Genomic DNA, 15,723 nt, shown 5'->3' with positions numbered 1-15,723 from the left:
CGGGTATGACCCGAACTCGGTACCTCGCGAGGCACTCCCGTGCGCTCCTGCGCACCGCCACCACCACGGCAGCCATCTCCGCGCTCATCTGCGCAGCCACGCCCACCGCATTCGCCGACGACACGGTGCAGGTGGTGCAGCCTTCCCCACTCGACTCCACGCTCGACACGTACGTGGACGACGTCACCGCCGACGACACCACATCGGACTTCGCCGCCAACGGTACGGCCACGGCCGGTCTCACCGTGCCCGACGAGCTCGTGACGGGCGACGGGGCACGTCCGGCGGACGCCTCGTACACCAACCCCGACGACGGACCGGAGTATGCGGGCATCGGTACGCGTCTGACGCTGCTCGGACCCGCAGGTCTCGGTGCCGACGAACTCACCGTCGTCTCCGAGGGCCAGGAGGTCGAACTGACCGAGCAGCCGGACGGCACGCTGACCGGCGACCTGCCGACCAACCTCAGGGCGGGCGGCACCCTGGAGCCCGGCGGCAAGGCCGGGGCGGACTTCACCCTCGCCGCGGACTCCGACGCTCCGCTCGGCCCGCTGTCCGTCACCGCCGAGCTGACCGTCGGCGGTCAGAACGGGGAGCCCGTGCTCACGGGGGTGCGTGCGTCCGCCGACACCCGGATCACCTCGGACGAGGGATCCAACCCGACGCCGTCGCACAGCTGGCCGTCGCTCGACTCGTGGCCGGCCCACCACGCCTGGCCGGCCCACCAGCGTCCGTCCAATCCCGTCGAGAGCGGCCACGCGTGGGGCGGAGAGACCGGCGGAGAGCACGGCAAGCCCGACAACGGCGACCACCAGTGGTCCGGCGGAGAGCACGGCAAGCCCGACAACGGCGACCACCAGTGGTCCGGCGGAGAGCACGGCAAGCCCGACAACGGCGGCGGCCAGTGGACCGGCGGGGAGTACGGCAGCGGTGACAACGGTGGCGACCACCAGTGGTCCGGCGGAGAGCACGGCAAGCCGGACAAGGGCGACCACCAGTGGTCCGGCGGCGGCCACCACAAGCCCGAGAAGGGCAACGAGTGGTCCGGCGGCGGCCACCACAAGCCCGAGAAGGGCAACCACCACTGGTCCGGCGGCGGCCACCACAAGCCCGAGAAGGGCAACCACCACTGGACCGGCGGCGGCCACCAATGGTCCGGGAAGGGCAACCACCAGTGGTCCGGGAAGGGCAACGAGTGGTCCGGCGGCGGCCACCAGTGGTCCGGGAAGGGCAACCACGAGTGGTCCGGGAAGGGCAACGAGTGGTCCGGCGGCGGCCACCACTGGAGCGGCGGCCACCACGGTGCCAAGCCCCATGGACCGGTCGACGCGGGTGAGGGCGGTCTCACGACGCAGGGCACCGGTACCGCGAGCGCAGGCGTGCTCGGCACCGGGCTGACCGGTTCGCACCTGGCAACAGCCGCGGCCGGACTCATGGCGGCCACCGCGGCCGTCTCCATGGGCGGACTCCGCATCCTGCGGCGTCGCCGCCGCTGAGGCAGTTGAGGGACACCACCTCGCGGGAACGGCCGCACCGCCGGCCGTTCCCGCACGGGGGCGTGAAGTCCCTTTCCCGGCGCGCCGGTTGCCGAGCCGCCGCTGAAGCCCGTACAAACGGTTTCCATGGCCCTGCACTGGAAGCTCGTCATCGACGCCGCCGACCCGCACGCCCAGGCCGACTTCTGGGCCGAGGCCCTCGGCTACCTGGTCGAGGACAACAGTGCGCTGATCGAGCGGCTGCTGGCCCTCGGGGCCGCCCCGGAGGCGGCGACGATCGAGGCGCGAGGCCGCCGGGCCTGGCGCGACCTCGTGGCGGTACGGCATCCGGACGATCCGTACGACGAGGAGAGCGGCATGGGCCTCGGGCGCCGGCTGCTGTTCCAGCGCGTACCGGAGCCGAAGGCGGGCAAGAACCGGCTCCACCTGGATGTGCACGCCGGCCCGGGACGTCGCGACGCCGAGGCGGCCCGACTGGAGGGGCTGGGCGCCACCCGTTCGCGCAAGGTGGAGGAGCCGGGCGGCACTTGGTGGGTGCTCGCCGATCCCGAGGGCAACGAGTTCTGCGTGCAGTGACCGGGCAGGGTGCCCGCCGGCCGGCCGCTCGCCTTGCGAAGTTCCTGCGGATATGCCCCCGCCCGGCGGTCACCGCGCCCCGGGCCCCGACCGTACGTGCAGGTCAGGGCCGTACGACCGGGAGCGGATCTCCCTAGGCTTGCGCCATGCCCCTCCCTCCCGCATACGCCCTCGTCGCCACGGACCTGGACGGCACTCTGCTGCGCCGCGACGACACCCTGAGTCCCCGATCCCGCGCCGCACTCGCCCGGGCCGCCGCGGCGGGGGCGCGGCACATCGTGGTCACCGGGCGGCCCGTGCCCGGCATACGCGACCTGCTCGCGGAGCTGGACTACCGGGGTCCGGTGGTCTGCGGTCAGGGCGCGCAGCTGTACGACGCGGGGTCCGGGCGGATGGTGCGCGCGGCCACGCTGGACCGGGACGCGGCAGACACCGCGCTCGGCAAGATCGAAGCCCAGGTCGGGCCGGTCTTCGCGGCAGTGGACCAGGACGGAACGGACGGGCGGACACTGATCGAGCCCGGGTATCTGATGCCCCACCCCACGTTGCCCGCCATGCGGGTCGGCCACCGCGAGGAGCTGTGGGCGTCGCCGGTCGTCAAGGTGCTGATCCGCCACCCGGGACTGGCGGACGAGGCACTCGCGGACGCCGCCCGCGCGGTCGTCGGCGATCTGGCGACCGTCACCCTGTCCGGTCCCGGCACGGTCGAACTCCAGCCGTACGGCGTCGACAAGGGGACCGGGCTGGCCCTGGCCGCCGAGGCCATGGGTATCGATCCGGCAGCGACGATCGCTTTCGGCGACATGCCCAACGACCTGCCGATGTTCCGTCTTTCCGGGCACGGTGTCGCAATGGCCGACGCCCATCCCGAACTGAAGGCGGCAGCGGACGAGGTGACGCTGTCGAACGACGAGGACGGTGTCGCGGTGGTGCTGGAGCGGCTCTTCCCCTGAACCGCCCGGCAGCGGGGACCGTTCCGCATCGCCGCCTTGCGCCCCGTTCCCAATCTTGCATGCATGTGCATATAGTGCAGACGCATGCAGTCGTCGCACGCAACGCCTCGGGGAGCCCATCACCATGACCAGCCGTTCGTTCCTGTTCCTGCTCGGCAGCAGCCGCACCGACGGCAACACCGAGGAACTCGCCCGGTTCGCCGCCGAGCAGCTGCCACCCGAGACCGAGCAGCGCTGGCTGCACCTCGACGAACTGACGCTCCCCGACTTCGAGGACCTGCGGCACGAAGGCGACGGCAGCTATCCCGCCCCGACCGGAAACGCCGCCACCCTGTTGGACACGACGCTCGGGGCGACCGATCTGGTGCTCGCCTCGCCGCTGTACTGGTACGCCATGTCCACCTCCACCAAGCGCTATCTGGACCACTGGTCGGGGTGGATGCGCGTGCCCGGCGTCGACTTCAGGGAGCGGATGGCCGGACGGACCCTGTGGGGTGTCACCGCACTCGCGACGGCCGACCCGTCCGTCGCCGAACCGGCGACGGCCACACTGCGCACCATCGCGTCGTACATGCGGATGGAATGGGGCGGGATGCTGCTGGGACGGGGCAACCGGCCCGGTGACGTACTGAACGACGCTTCCGCCGTCACCCGCGCCAAGACCTTCTTCGGCTGATCCCCGAGCGGGCGGGGCCGACTCGGGCCCGCACCCGCTCGGCGAGTTCAGGAAGTCCCGGAGCTTCCGAGCGAGCGCAGCACATGGGCGACCAGCGCGGCTATCGTCGCCGGGTCCTGGGCCGGTTTGCGCAGCACATGGCGGTAGTAGACCGGCCCGTAGAGCATCTCCACGGCCAGCGGAAGATCGGCGTCCGGCCCGATCTGCCCCTGCTCCTGAGCTCTGCGCAACCGGCGGACCGCCGCGGCGAAACGGGGTTCGATCAGCTGCGTCCGAACAGTTTCGGCCAATTCCTCGTCGTGGTGAATCTCCGAGAGGATCCCGGCGTACGCAGGGCCGAAGGGCGGCGTGGCGAGCAGATTCACCGCGCCGGTCACATGAGTGCGCAGGTCGGCGGCGATGTCGCCGGTGTCGGCGAAGGGCGTGGCGTCGACCAGCGCCTCCGTGAACGCCTCCAGCAGCACCGCGCTCTTCGACGGCCACCAGCGGTAGATCGTCTTCTTGCTGACCCCGGCCCTGGCGGCGATCGCCTCGATGGTGACGCGGCCGTACCCCTTCTCCGTGCACAGGGCGAGGGCGGCTTCCAGTGTCGCCCGTCGTGATCTCTCGCTACGACGCTGGGAACTCGGCGATGTGATCATTCGGTGAGCATAGGACGCTTTGGCCTGATCCTTGTTGACAGTCCGTCGCCAGAAGTCGAACAATACTCACGCGGAAACGGAACGTGCCGTGTCGTGTCGTTCCCGCTGTTCGCACCGTTCGTGCCGTTCGTGCCGCGACGAGCCGATCGGGGGACGGCTCGCCCGGCCGACGGCACGGACGGGTCCGCGACACCGCCGCGCCCATGCGCCCCGTTCGCATCTCGCGAGCCGCTCGCACCTCGGGGACCGTTGGCTCCTCGCGGACCGCTCGCGCCGCTCAAGCCGTGATGTCCTTCCCCGTGAAGCGCGCCCAGGCCGCCGAGCCGAACACCACCGCGTACAGCCCCTGCAGCCCCAGGTTCTTGACCACCTCGTCCCAGTACACGGGATCGCGCAACAGGTCCGCGAAGGACAGCCAGTAGTGCGGGAAGAGGTACGGGTGGATCCCGCTCAACTGCGGGACGGTGTCCAGGATCTGCGTGGTGATCAGCACTCCGACCGCGGCGGCCATCGCCGCGATCCCGCTGCCCGCGAGGGTCGAAAGGAAGAGCCCGAGTGCCGCGAACCCGATCAGTGACGCCGCCACCGTCACCGCGATCAGCCCGGCCCGCAACAGCCCCTCCCCGAAGCCGATGCGGGTCCCGGAGATCGTCGTGACGTCGCCGACCGGGAAGAGCAGCGCCCCGACGGCGAGCGCCGATGCCGCCACGACCAGGGTCGCGATCAGGCAGAACACCAGTGTGGCCGCGTACTTGGTGAGCAGCAGTCTGGTCCGGCCCGCGGGGGCGACCAGCAGATAGCGCAGCGTGCCGGCGCCGGCCTCGCCCGCGATCGCGTCCCCCGCGATGACCCCGACGGCCATCGGCAGGAAGACCGGAAGAGTCACCGCGAGGGCCGCGAAGACCAGGAAGAGACCGTTGTTGGTCACCTGGGAGAGGAACGCCGGGCCGCCCTCGCCCCCGCCGGGGCCGGCCGGCGAGCCGTCGCTCGTCTGGATCTTCACCGAGATCCCGATCAGTACGGGGACGGCGGCCAGCACTCCGAGGAGAGCGAGCGTGCGCCCACGGCGCAGCGTCGTGGTCAGTTCGGAGCGGAGGATCCCGAGCGACCACAGCGGGTTGCGGAGCCGGCCGGCCCGTACGGGTGCGGCTTCAGCCTGCGACATCGAAACCCTCTCCGGTGAGTGCGACGAAGGCGTCCTCCAGCGAGGCCCGCTCGACGCCGAAGGAACGTACGCGCACCCCGCCGCGGACCAGCGCCCCGTTCAGGTCCGCGAGTTCGGTCTCGCGCGGTGGCGCGTCGGCGGTCAGACGGTCGCCGTCGGTGGTGATGCCGGTGATGCCGCGTTCCTTGAGGATGCGCGCGGCGTCCGCGGGGTCGGGGGTGGTGACGGCGAGCCGTCCGCGGGTGCCTGCCGCGAGGTCGGCGACCGGGCCCTGGGTGATCAGCCGGCCCCGGGCCATGACCGCGGCGTGCGTGCAGACCTGTTCGATCTCGTCGAGGAGGTGGGAGGAGAGGAAGACGGTGGTGCCGTCCGCCGCCAGTTCACGGACCAGGGTGCGGATCTCGCGCATGCCCTGCGGGTCGAGTCCGTTGGTCGGCTCGTCCAGGACGAGGAGCCGGCGCGGTTGCAGCAGGGCGGCGGCGAGACCGAGACGCTGCTTCATGCCCAGCGAGTACGCCTTCGCCTTCTTGCCCGCCGCCGCGGCGAGCCCGACCCGGTCCAGCGCCGCGGCGACCCGGGCGCGGCGGGTGCGCGGATCGGCGGTCGGGTCGACGGAGTCGTACCGTACGAGATTGTCCCGGCCGGTCAGGAACCCGTACAGCGCGGGCCCCTCGATCAGCGCGCCGACCTGCGGGAGTACGGCGCGGGCTGCGCCGGGCACCGGACGGCCCAGGACCCGGGCGGTGCCGGACGTCGGGTCGATCAGGCCCATCAGCATCCGGATCGTGGTGGTCTTCCCGGAGCCGTTGGGCCCGAGGAAGCCGAAGATGCTGCCTTCGGGGACGGTGAGGTCGAGCCCGTCGACGGCGAGCTGGCCGCCGCGGTAGCGCTTGGTGAGGCCCCGGGTCTCGATCACTGCCGTGGCCGGGGTCGTCGCCTGCGGCTCGATCACGGCACCGGGCTCCGTCATGCGCAACTCCCCATGGTTCGGTCGGCGGACCGCTCCGCCGTACGGAGGGTACGGCGGAGCGGGGGCGGGGGGCGAAGGTCAGGCGGCGTCGTCCGCGGCCTTGACGAGCGCGTCCTTGGTCACCGCACCGACGTAGACCTTGCCGTCGTCCGTCATCAGGGCGTTGACCAGCCGGGTCCTGAAAACCGTGCCCGAGCCGAACTTTCCGGTGACCTTGTCGCCGAACGAGTCCAGGAACTGCTGGGCGGCGGCCGGTCCGCCATCGGACTTCGCCGGCTTCGGGCTCTTCCCCGTGCCGCCCGGCGCCTCGATCGCGTAGACGGCGCCCCAGCCCTTGCCGATGACCTTCACGCCCTCACCGCCGGCGAGCTTGTCCAGGCCGGGCAGCCCCTCGGGCGCCTCCCCGGCCTTCCGCTCCGCCTGCTTCCGCGCCGGGGCGTCGTCCGCCTCGGTCACCTTGGTGCCCTTGGGCGGGGTGAACGCGAACAGCGACGCGGCGGGCTTCGAGAAGTCGACCTTGGTGAACCCGGCGTCGATCGCCGCCTTGCCGCCGCTGCTCGGGGAGAGCGTGAACTTCAGCGGCACGCCGTTCTTCGCGTCGACCGCGACCGTGATCGCGCCGATCGTCGAGCCGCTCTGCCTGGGCTTGATGACCAGCTTGTACGCGTCACGTCCGGCGACCTGCGCGGTGCCGCCGACCGTCACCGAGGTGGTGGGGCCGGCCGCCTTCAGCGCCTCTTCGGCCAGCGCCTTCGGCGTGGCCGGCACATCTTCCGCTGCCGTGTGTCCGGAGCGCTTCCCGGCGTCGCCCGCGGCCCTGTCCGTGGTCGCGTGGTATGCCTCGTCGGACTTGCTGTCGTACGCCCACAGCTGGTCCCCGTTGTGGATCACGCTGTACTCGGCGGCGCTCTCCAGGACCGAGACACGCTGCTTGTCGGGGCCGTCGGCAGCCACCCGCAGCGTGTGCGTGCCGGACGCCAGCTCGGTCAGCTTCTCCTGCGGAGCGACGCCCGGACCGCCCTGTGCGTCGTCGCCGCCGGCGCTCTGCGCCAGCGAGTCCGCCAGGCCGCCCAGCGACGGGATGCCGAGGTCCGTGCTGATCCGCACCGTGCCCGAGAGCTGCTGGGTGTCCGAGGCGGCGATCTTCTCGACGAGCTGCTGTGCGGTGATTCCCGGCAGATCGGGGTCACCGGAGTCCGCGAGTGCGGGGACCAGCCCGATCGTCGCGGCCGCCACCCCCGCCACCGCGACCGGTACGACGTAGCGCGCCGCCTTCTTGCGGCCGTTCGCCGTGCCCGTGGCCCTGCCGGTGGTCTCTGCGCTGTCGTTCGGTGCCATGTCTGCCCTACCTCCGTGGTCGGCGGCTTCCGTCCGGATGCACTCGTCCACTCCGTGCCGCCGTTCTCACCCGATGTGGTCAGGAGTGGTTCTTATCCATCTGACCAAAATCGCCGGGCGGAATCGTCAGCCCGAGGGAGCAACTCCGCGTACCTCTTCGGTATGACGCCACGGTACCGCCGGTCCCGCAACCCCTAGGGGCCGGAGGACCGGAACGACGGGCAGGTGTCAGCCCGCGCGGTGCACCACGGCGTCGCAGAGCTCTTCCAGCGCGGCCTTCGCGTAGCACTCCGGCAGCGGCTTCAGCGCGGCCCGCGCGTCCTGCGCGTACCGGACGGTGTCGCGGCGGGCCTGCTCCAGGGCCGGGTGGGCGCGCAGCCGGCAGAGCACCTCGGAGAGGCGGTCGTCGTCGCTGAGGTCGCCGTCCAGCAGCTCCAGGAGCTCCAGGTCGTCCGGCTTGCCGTCGGCCGCCGCCTGTGCCCGCAGGTGCAGGACGGGCAGGGTCGGGATGCCTTCGCGCAGGTCCGTCCCCGGCGTCTTGCCGGACTCGTGGGTGTCGGAGGCGATGTCGAGGACGTCGTCGGCGAGCTGGAAGGCGACACCGAGCCGCTCTCCGTACTGGGTGAGGATGTCGACGGCCGACTCGTCGGCCCCGGCCATCATCGCGCCGAACCGGCAGGCCACGGCGATCAGCGAGCCGGTCTTGCCGCGCATCACGTCGAGGTAGTGCTCGACCGGGTCGCGGCCGTCGCGGGGGCCCGCGGTCTCCAGGATCTGGCCGGTGACCAGGCGCTCGAACGCCTCCGCCTGGACGCGTACGGCCTCCGGGCCGAGGTCGGCCAGGATGTGTGAGGCGCGCGCGAAGAGGAAGTCGCCGGTCAGCACGGCCACCGAGTTGCCCCAGCGGGTGTTGGCGCTGTCGACCCCGCGGCGCACGTCCGCCTCGTCCATCACGTCGTCGTGGTAGAGCGTCGCGAGATGCGTCAGCTCCACGACCACGGCGGACGGCACGACACCCGGCGCGTCCGCATCACCGAACTGGGACGCCAGCATCGCCAGCAGCGGCCGGAAACGCTTCCCCCCGGCCCGTACGAGATGCTGCGCGGCCTCCGTGATGAACGGGACGTCGCTCTTGGTGGCCTCGAGCAGCCCCGCCTCGACAGCGGCCAAACCGGTCTGGACATCGGCCTCAAGAGCCTGGTCCCGCACGCTCAGTCCGAACGGCCCGACGACGGTCACGAGGGGATCTCCTGTCTGCTGACGATCACACGGAATGTCGATGTGTCGCTGTCATCACTCAACTCAGCGTATCCGGTCCCGTTTGGATCACCGTGGGCGCCTTCCCGCCACCGCCGGTATGTTCAGGATCGGCTCTTACGGTCAGGAGTGGCTCCTTATGTCCCACAGCGCTGCCGTCACCGACGGGACTCGCCCGCCGCCCGGCGACGAGCCTGCCTTCGTCACGGCGCCAGGAGGGCCCACGGACCGGGTTCCCGGCGCCCGCCGGGCCGTCCGGCCGCCGTGGACCGGCCCCGGCGCGGCACGTCCACAGGGGTGACGCCATGCATGTCCGGACCGAGTTCCCGTACGGAACCACCCATGAGGACGTCCGCATCCCGATGCCGGACGGCACGCTGCTGTACGCGCGGGTCTGGCGGCCGGTCTCCGACCGACCCGTCCCGGCGCTGCTGGAGTACCTGCCGTACCGGCTGAGCGACCGGACGGCGCCGCGCGACCACCAGCGCCACCCCTGGTACGCGGGGCACGGTTACGCCTCCGTGCGCGTCGACGTCCGCGGGCACGGCAACAGCGAGGGGGTGCCGGGCGACGAGTGCGGCACGGCCGGGCCCGCCGACGGGGTCGCCGTGATCGACTGGCTGGCCGGGCAGGAGTGGTGCTCCGGCCGGGTCGGCATGTTCGGCATCTCCTGGGGCGGCTCCGAAGCGCTCCGGATCGCCGCCCTCGCCCCCGAACCGCTGAGGGCGGTCGTCACCGTCTGCTCGACCGACGACCGCTACGACAACGGCGCGCACTACATGGGCGGATCGGTCGTCGCCGCCGGCCTGCCCGCCCGGGCGGCCGCCATGCTGGCCTTCGCCTCCCGGCCGCCCGACCCGGCCCACGTCGGTGACGGCTGGAGGGACATGTGGCTGCGGCGGCTCGAAGGGATCGAGCCGCCGGTCCACACCTGGCTGGCGCACCAGACCCGCGACGGCTACTGGCAGCACGGCAGCATCCGCGAGGACTGCTCGTCGATCACCGCGCACGTACTCGCGGTCGGCGGCTGGCACGACCCGTACCGCGACACCGTGCTGCGGCTGGTCGAGCATCTCGACCCGGCAAAGGTACGCGGGCTGATCGGCCCGTGGTCGCACCAGTACCCGGACCGCGGGCTGCCGCCCGGCCCCTCGATCGGCTTCCTCCAGGAGACGCTGCGCTGGTGGGACCAGCATCTGAAGGACAGGGACACCGGCGTCATGTCCGAGCCGCTGCTGCGGTCCTGGATCAGCGCGTCGCACCGGCCCGCGACGGTGTACGAGACGCTGCCCGGCCGGTGGGTCGGTGACGCCGGCCGGCCGTCGGAGAACGTCACGCCGGTCACGTACGCCCTGCGGGGCGGGGTGCGGACCGTCGCCTCGCCGCAGCAGACCGGAGTGGACGCCGGTCGGTTCCAACCTTCGGGCGACGACGCCGATCTGCCGCCCGACCAGCGCGACGAGGACGCCAAGTCGGTCTCGTTCGAGTTCCCGGTCGAGGAGGCCCCGGTCGAGATCCTGGGCCGCCCGCGGGTGCGGCTCCGGATCCGGATGGACGTACCGCGCGGCCAGGCGATCGCCCGGCTCTGCGACGTCGCCCCGGACGGCGCCTCCACCCTCGTCACCCGCGGCGTCCTCAATCTGTCGGCCCGGCACGGCCGCGACCGGTGCGACGGGTGGCCGGCCGGTGCGGCCGAGGACGTCGCCTTCGAGCTGAACGGCATCGGGCACGCCTTCCCGCCCGGCCACCGGATCAGGCTGGCCGTCTCCTCCTCGTACTGGCCGTGGATCTGGCCGCAGCCCGGTTCGGCGGGCTTCGCCCTGGACGCGGACGGCAGTTTTCTCGAACTGCCGGTGCGCCGGCCCTCCGACGGTCCCCCGATCGGGTTCGAGGAGGCGGAGCAGTCGGAACCGCTCGGCGTCGTCCACCCGGTGACGCTCGACGAACCCCGCCCCGGACGTCTGGTGGTCCGCGATGTCGCCAGGGGCGAATGGCGGCTGGAGACCGTCCCGCGCGACGGAGGCACCGACGTCCACCCGGACGGCCTCGAATACACCGAGGGCGCGGTGGAGACGTACACGATCCAGGAGGACGACCCGCTGTCGGCGCGCACCCGCTCCGACTGGACGATCCGCCTGCACCGGCCCGATACGGCATGGGACGTGCGGATCGCGACACGCTCCGAGGTGAGCACCGACGGGGCCGATTTCATCACCTCCGACGAGGTGGTGTGCAAGGACGGCAGCGAGATCGTCTTCCACCGGACCTGGGAGAAGCGGATCCCGCGCACGGCGGGCTGAGAAGCACCTCGCTCCCGCCGTACGAGAGGGGAGGAACGTGCCGGTCACCGGACGCGGCCACTGTCCGGCCGGGCTCCGCGGACCGGCCCGCGGCGTCCGGTGCGGTGCGCCGCAGGGCGGACGATCTTCCTCGTACGGGACGCGCGCGGAGGATTCCGGCGACGCGGCGACGCGCTGTGCCGGCCCTCCCGGGTCCGTGAAGACCGGCCGGGCAGCACCTGGTTGGGGCACTGCCGAGGGGTTGCGGCACCCCCGTAACGTGTCCCCCAAGCGACCTGGAAAGCGAGGCAGCAACAGATGCCCGAGCAGAGCAGCCCGCTCGATCTGGCCGAGGGCGATCCCTTCGGCCCGCACAACCTTCCGTACGGTGTGTTCTCCACCCCCGGCCACCCCGAGGACCGACGGATCGGCGTCCGCATCGGCAACCACGTGCTGGACGCCGGAGCCGCGGCGCACGCGCTCGGCTCGCCGTACGCGCAGCTCCTCGCCCGGCCCGACCTGACCGCGCTGCTGTCGGCCGGCCGGACCGCCTGGCGGGACGTCCGGCGTGCGCTGACCGCATGGGTGACGGTCCCGGCACACCGCCCGGACATCGAGCCGCTGCTGCACCCCGTCGAGTCGGTGACCCTTCATCTGCCGTACCGGGTCGCGGACTACGTCGACTTCTACGCGAGCGAGAACCACGCCACCAATGTCGGCAGGATCTTCCGTCCGGACGGCGAGGCGCTGACGCCCAACTGGAAGCATCTCCCGATCGGCTACCACGGCCGGTCCGGCACCGTCGTCGTCTCCGGCACCGATGTGGTGCGCCCCTCGGGCCAGCGCAAGGCGCCGTCCGACGCGGCCCCGGTCTTCGGGCCCTCGGTCAAGCTGGACATCGAGGCCGAGGTCGGGTTCCTGGTGGGGGTGGGCTCGGAACAGGGCCGGCCGGTCGCGCTCGGCGACTTCCGCGAGCATGTCTTCGGCCTCTCGCTGCTCAACGACTGGTCGGCGCGGGACATCCAGGCGTGGGAGTACGTCCCGCTGGGCCCGTTCCTGGGCAAGTCCTTCGCCACGTCCGTGTCGGCGTGGGTGACACCGCTCGAAGCCCTCGACGCGGCCCGCGTCGCCCCGCCCGCCCGCGACTTCCCGCTCCTCCCGTACCTGGAGGACAGGGACGAGGAGCAGCCCGGCGGCTTCGATCTGCGGATCTCCGTCGCGATCAACGGACACCCGGTCGCCGAGCCGCCGTTCGCCTCCATGTACTGGACGGCTGCCCAGATGCTGGCGCACATGACGGTGAACGGCGCGTCGCTCCGTACCGGCGACCTGTACGGCTCGGGCACGGTCAGCGGCGCCGAGCCCGGGCAGCGCGGTTCGCTCCTCGAACTCACCTGGAACGGCAGCGAGCCGCTGGAGCTCCCCGACGGGAAGCGGACGTTCCTGGAGGACGGCGACACGGTGACGCTGACGGCCTGGGCGCCGGGCCCGGACGGCACCCGGGTGGGTCTCGGCGAGGTGACGGGACGGATCGTGCCCGCGCCATGACGGTGCCGGAGCTCACCCTCCCCGAGGAACTGCTGCTGCTCGCGCTGGACCCGCGTGGAAAGCCCTACTGCAGGAGCCGCTTCCTGGAGTACGGCATGGCGGGCGCCGCGCTCGCGGAGCTCGAACTCCTGGGCAGGGTCTGCGAGGAGTACGGCCGGATCAGGGTGATCGACCCGCTGGCTGTGCCTGATCCGCTGCTGGCGCCGGTCCTGGACAGCCTGCCCGCGCCCGACAAGGGCGGGCGCCGGGGCGGCGTCGGAACGAAGGGGTGGATCCGGCACGCCGGCCGGCAGATCGGCCCCATGTGCCTGGAGCAACTGGTGGGGCGCGCGGTGCTGCGCCGCGAGACCCACCGATTCCTGGGCCTGCTGCCGTACCACCGTCACCCGGCCGCGGCGCCTGAGCTGCCGGTGGCGGTCCGGGAACGCTTCGCGGCCGCCGCGGCGGCCGGCTTCCCCGATCCGCGCAGCCGCACGCTGGGCGCGCTGGTCTCGGCGGTCGACCTGTCGAACGCGGTGGTGCAGGGCGGTTGGAGGGCACGCGCGGCCCTGCGTGAGCTGGTCCGCGAGGAGTGGACCGCCTACGCGGTGCGCCAGAACGTCCGCCAGGACAAGGCCAACCGGAGCGGCGGCATGCTCGGCGGCCGGAGCGGTGCGAGCAGCAGCGGCGGCGGCAGCGACTGACGCGGGGCCGGGCCGGGCGGGGCGGCACGAGGACGGTCGCCCGCCTCCGGCCCGGCGCTCACTCGTACTCGGGCGGTTCCTCGTCCCAGCCGAACTCCGGGTCGGCGTCGGGGACCACAGGAGCCGCCGGAGACGCGGGTGCGGGTGCGGGGCGCGCGTTCGGCACTTCGGCGCCCTCGGCGCCCGTACCGTCCAGTGCGGCGAGCACCTCCAGCACCCCCTCCCCGTACGTGACCAGCTTCTTCTCGCCCAGTCCGCCGACGGAGCCGAGCTCGCCCAGGGTGGACGGGCGCAGCGTGGCGATCTCGCGCAGGGTCGCGTCGTGGAAGATGACGTACGCCGGGACGCCCTGCTCCTTCGCCTGGGCGCCGCGCCAGGCCCGCAGCGCCTCGAAGACGGGCACCGCCTCCGGGGCCAGTTCGGCGACGGCCGCCGAGCTCTTCGCCTTCCGTTCCCCCTTCGAGGACCGCGACGCGGGCTTGGCGGCTTCCTTGCGCAGCCGCACCTCGCGCTCACGGCCGAGCACCGAGCCGCTCAGCTCCGTCAGCACCAGCGTGCCGTACTCGCCCTCGACGCCCAGCAGTCCCTGGGCCAGCAACTGCCGCACCACGCCCCGCCATTCGGCCTCGGCCAGCTCCTCGCCGATGCCGAAGACCGACAACTGGTCGTGGTCGAACTGGATGACCTTCGCGGTCTTGCGGCCCAGCAGGATGTCGATGATCTGGCCCGCGCCGAACTTCTGGCCGCGTTCCCGCTTCAGCCGGACCACGGTGGACAGCAGCTTCTGCGCGGCCACCGTGCCGTCCCAGGTCTCGGCCGGGGTGAGGCAGGTGTCGCAGTTGCCGCAGGACGCCGCCTGCGGCTCCTGGCCGAAGTAGGTGAGCAGCCGGGCCCGGCGGCAGTCGGCGGTCTCGCACAGGGCGAGCATGGCGTCGAGATGGGCGGCCGCGCGGCGGCGGAACGCCTCGTCGCCCTCGCCGCCCTGGATCAGCTTCCGCTGCTGCACGACGTCCTGGAGCCCGTACGCCATCCAGGCCGTGGACGGCAGCCCGTCGCGGCCCGCGCGGCCGGTCTCCTGGTAGTAGCCCTCGACCGACTTCGGCAGGTCGAGGTGGGCGACGAACCGGACGTCCGGCTTGTCGATGCCCATGCCGAACGCGATCGTCGCGACGACGATCAGGCCGTCCTCGCGCAGGAACCTCGCCTGGTGACGCGCACGCGTCGCGGCGTCCAGACCGGCGTGGTACGGGACGGCCTCGATGCCGTTGCGGCAGAGGTACTCGGCGGTCTTCTCCGTCGAGTTCCGCGACAGGCAGTAGACGATGCCGACGTCCCCGGCGTGCTCCTCCTTCAGGAAGGAGAGGAGCTGCTTCTTCGGGTCGGACTTCGCCACGATCCGGTACTGGATGTTGGGGCGGTCGAAGCTGGCGACGAAGTGCTTCGCGTCGGGCATGCCGAGGCGCTGGGTGATCTCCTGGTGCGTCGCGTTGGTCGCCGTGGCCGTAAGGGCGATCCGCGGCACGTCGGGCCAGCGCTCGCCCAGCACGGAGAGGGCCAGGTAGTCCGGCCGGAAGTCGTGGCCCCACTGGGCGACGCAGTGCGCCTCGTCGATGGCGAAGACGGAGATCGTGCCGCGGGCGAGCAGGCTGAGGGTGGAGTCCAGGCGGAGCCGTTCCGGCGCCAGGTACAGCAGGTCGAGCTCGCCGGCGAGGAACGCGGCCTCCATCACCCGGCGCTCGTCGAAGTCCTGCGTGGAGTTGATGAACCCGGCGCGCACACCGAGCGCCCGCAACGCGTCGACCTGGTCCTGCATGAGCGCGATCAGCGGGGAGACGACAATGCCCGTACCGGGTCTGACCAGGGCCGGGAGCTGGTAGCAGAGGGACTTCCCGCCTCCGGTCGGCATCAGGACGACGGCGTCGCCACCCGCCACCACATGGTCGACGACCGCTTCCTGCTCGCCGCGGAACGTCTCGTACCCGAAGACGCGGCGCAGCGTCTGCCGCGCCTCGCTCTCGGTGCTCTCGGTCACCATGGTCCCGCCTGTCCCGCTCATCGCTCTGTCCCCCGGGGTCCGTCCCGTTCTGTCCTGCGCCGTCCCCTGCCACGATAAGCGCCGCCGGTGACAACCCCCGCCACGC

The 15,723-nt window shown here is 72.2% G+C and carries 13 protein-coding genes; 7 read left to right on the top strand and 6 right to left on the bottom strand.

From position 1 onward, the window contains the following. The first annotated feature begins 5 nt into the window (after positions 1-5). The 4 genes from ACFVXE_RS21530 to ACFVXE_RS21515 all read left to right on the top strand — a co-directional run bounded on the left by ACFVXE_RS21530 (position 6) and on the right by ACFVXE_RS21515 (position 3,701). Entirely contained in the window at positions 6-1,496 is a 1,491-nt protein-coding gene (locus tag ACFVXE_RS21530) for a hypothetical protein (protein WP_389673160.1), read from the top strand. A gap of 126 nt (positions 1,497-1,622) precedes the next feature. After that, a complete protein-coding gene (locus tag ACFVXE_RS21525) occupies positions 1,623-2,072 on the top strand; it encodes a VOC family protein (RefSeq protein ID WP_389673159.1) in 450 nt (149 codons plus the stop codon). A 146-nt stretch (positions 2,073-2,218) separates the two neighbouring features. Further along, positions 2,219-3,025: an HAD family hydrolase gene (locus ACFVXE_RS21520; RefSeq protein WP_389673157.1), complete on the top strand. Its 807-nt coding sequence runs from the start codon at positions 2,219-2,221 to the stop codon at positions 3,023-3,025. Between the two features lie 124 nt (positions 3,026-3,149). Further along, complete coding sequence (locus ACFVXE_RS21515) at positions 3,150-3,701, top strand: flavodoxin family protein (RefSeq protein ID WP_389673156.1); 552 nt, start codon at positions 3,150-3,152, stop codon at positions 3,699-3,701. Positions 3,702-3,748: 47 nt separating this feature from the next. Here ACFVXE_RS21515 and ACFVXE_RS21510 read toward each other — a convergent pair whose 3' ends face one another. The 5 genes from ACFVXE_RS21510 to ACFVXE_RS21490 form a co-directional block, all read right to left on the bottom strand. Further along, positions 3,749-4,342 (bottom strand): TetR/AcrR family transcriptional regulator, encoded by a 594-nt coding sequence (locus ACFVXE_RS21510; RefSeq protein ID WP_389673155.1) that lies wholly within the window; start codon positions 4,340-4,342, stop codon positions 3,749-3,751. A 277-nt stretch (positions 4,343-4,619) separates the two neighbouring features. After that, entirely contained in the window at positions 4,620-5,507 is an 888-nt protein-coding gene (locus ACFVXE_RS21505; RefSeq protein ID WP_389673154.1) for an ABC transporter permease, read from the bottom strand. Then, a complete protein-coding gene (locus ACFVXE_RS21500) occupies positions 5,494-6,477 on the bottom strand; it encodes an ATP-binding cassette domain-containing protein (RefSeq protein ID WP_389673153.1) in 984 nt (327 codons plus the stop codon). Before ACFVXE_RS21500 ends, ACFVXE_RS21505 begins: the two co-directional genes overlap by 14 nt. Before the next feature lie 78 nt (positions 6,478-6,555). Continuing rightward, a complete protein-coding gene (locus ACFVXE_RS21495) occupies positions 6,556-7,815 on the bottom strand; it encodes an outer membrane lipoprotein carrier protein LolA (protein ID WP_389673152.1) in 1,260 nt (419 codons plus the stop codon). Positions 7,816-8,043: 228 nt separating this feature from the next. Beyond that, positions 8,044-9,054: a polyprenyl synthetase family protein gene (locus tag ACFVXE_RS21490; protein WP_389673151.1), complete on the bottom strand. Its 1,011-nt coding sequence runs from the start codon at positions 9,052-9,054 to the stop codon at positions 8,044-8,046. Between the two features lie 323 nt (positions 9,055-9,377). On the opposite strand from ACFVXE_RS21490, the gene ACFVXE_RS21485 reads away from it, so the two are divergent. The 3 genes from ACFVXE_RS21485 to ACFVXE_RS21475 all read left to right on the top strand — a co-directional run bounded on the left by ACFVXE_RS21485 (position 9,378) and on the right by ACFVXE_RS21475 (position 13,582). Beyond that, positions 9,378-11,372 (top strand): CocE/NonD family hydrolase, encoded by a 1,995-nt coding sequence (locus ACFVXE_RS21485; RefSeq protein WP_389673149.1) that lies wholly within the window; start codon positions 9,378-9,380, stop codon positions 11,370-11,372. 297 nt (positions 11,373-11,669) lie between these two features. Beyond that, on the top strand, positions 11,670-12,899 hold the full coding sequence (gene fahA / locus ACFVXE_RS21480; protein WP_389673148.1) for a fumarylacetoacetase: 1,230 nt from the start codon (positions 11,670-11,672) through the stop codon (positions 12,897-12,899). Further along, entirely contained in the window at positions 12,896-13,582 is a 687-nt protein-coding gene (locus ACFVXE_RS21475; protein ID WP_389673146.1) for a GPP34 family phosphoprotein, read from the top strand. The genes fahA and ACFVXE_RS21475 overlap by 4 nt, the downstream gene beginning before the upstream one ends. 58 nt (positions 13,583-13,640) lie before the next feature. Here ACFVXE_RS21475 and recQ read toward each other — a convergent pair whose 3' ends face one another. Continuing rightward, positions 13,641-15,638 (bottom strand): DNA helicase RecQ, encoded by a 1,998-nt coding sequence (gene recQ, locus ACFVXE_RS21470; RefSeq protein WP_389673144.1) that lies wholly within the window; start codon positions 15,636-15,638, stop codon positions 13,641-13,643. Positions 15,639-15,723 lie beyond the last annotated feature (85 nt).

Origin of the sequence: Streptomyces sp. NPDC058231 (assembly GCF_042882275.1) — a bacterium.
Classification (GTDB): Bacteria; Actinomycetota; Actinomycetes; order Streptomycetales; family Streptomycetaceae; genus Streptomyces.
The sequence above is the reverse complement of the archived record's forward strand: the minus strand, read 5'-3'. Positions and strand labels throughout refer to the sequence as shown.

Coding starts and splice junctions, on each gene's coding strand:
- ACFVXE_RS21510 (WP_389673155.1), bottom strand. CDS start 4,342: ATGATCACATCGCCGAGTTCCCAGCGTCGTAGCGAGAGATCACGACGG.
- ACFVXE_RS21505 (WP_389673154.1), bottom strand. CDS start 5,507: ATGTCGCAGGCTGAAGCCGCACCCGTACGGGCCGGCCGGCTCCGCAAC.
- ACFVXE_RS21500 (WP_389673153.1), bottom strand. CDS start 6,477: ATGACGGAGCCCGGTGCCGTGATCGAGCCGCAGGCGACGACCCCGGCC.
- ACFVXE_RS21515 (WP_389673156.1), top strand. CDS start 3,150: ATGACCAGCCGTTCGTTCCTGTTCCTGCTCGGCAGCAGCCGCACCGAC.
- ACFVXE_RS21485 (WP_389673149.1), top strand. CDS start 9,378: ATGCATGTCCGGACCGAGTTCCCGTACGGAACCACCCATGAGGACGTC.
- ACFVXE_RS21475 (WP_389673146.1), top strand. CDS start 12,896: ATGACGGTGCCGGAGCTCACCCTCCCCGAGGAACTGCTGCTGCTCGCG.
- ACFVXE_RS21520 (WP_389673157.1), top strand. CDS start 2,219: ATGCCCCTCCCTCCCGCATACGCCCTCGTCGCCACGGACCTGGACGGC.
- fahA (WP_389673148.1), top strand. CDS start 11,670: ATGCCCGAGCAGAGCAGCCCGCTCGATCTGGCCGAGGGCGATCCCTTC.
- ACFVXE_RS21530 (WP_389673160.1), top strand. CDS start 6: ATGACCCGAACTCGGTACCTCGCGAGGCACTCCCGTGCGCTCCTGCGC.
- recQ (WP_389673144.1), bottom strand. CDS start 15,638: ATGAGCGGGACAGGCGGGACCATGGTGACCGAGAGCACCGAGAGCGAG.
- ACFVXE_RS21525 (WP_389673159.1), top strand. CDS start 1,623: ATGGCCCTGCACTGGAAGCTCGTCATCGACGCCGCCGACCCGCACGCC.
- ACFVXE_RS21495 (WP_389673152.1), bottom strand. CDS start 7,815: ATGGCACCGAACGACAGCGCAGAGACCACCGGCAGGGCCACGGGCACG.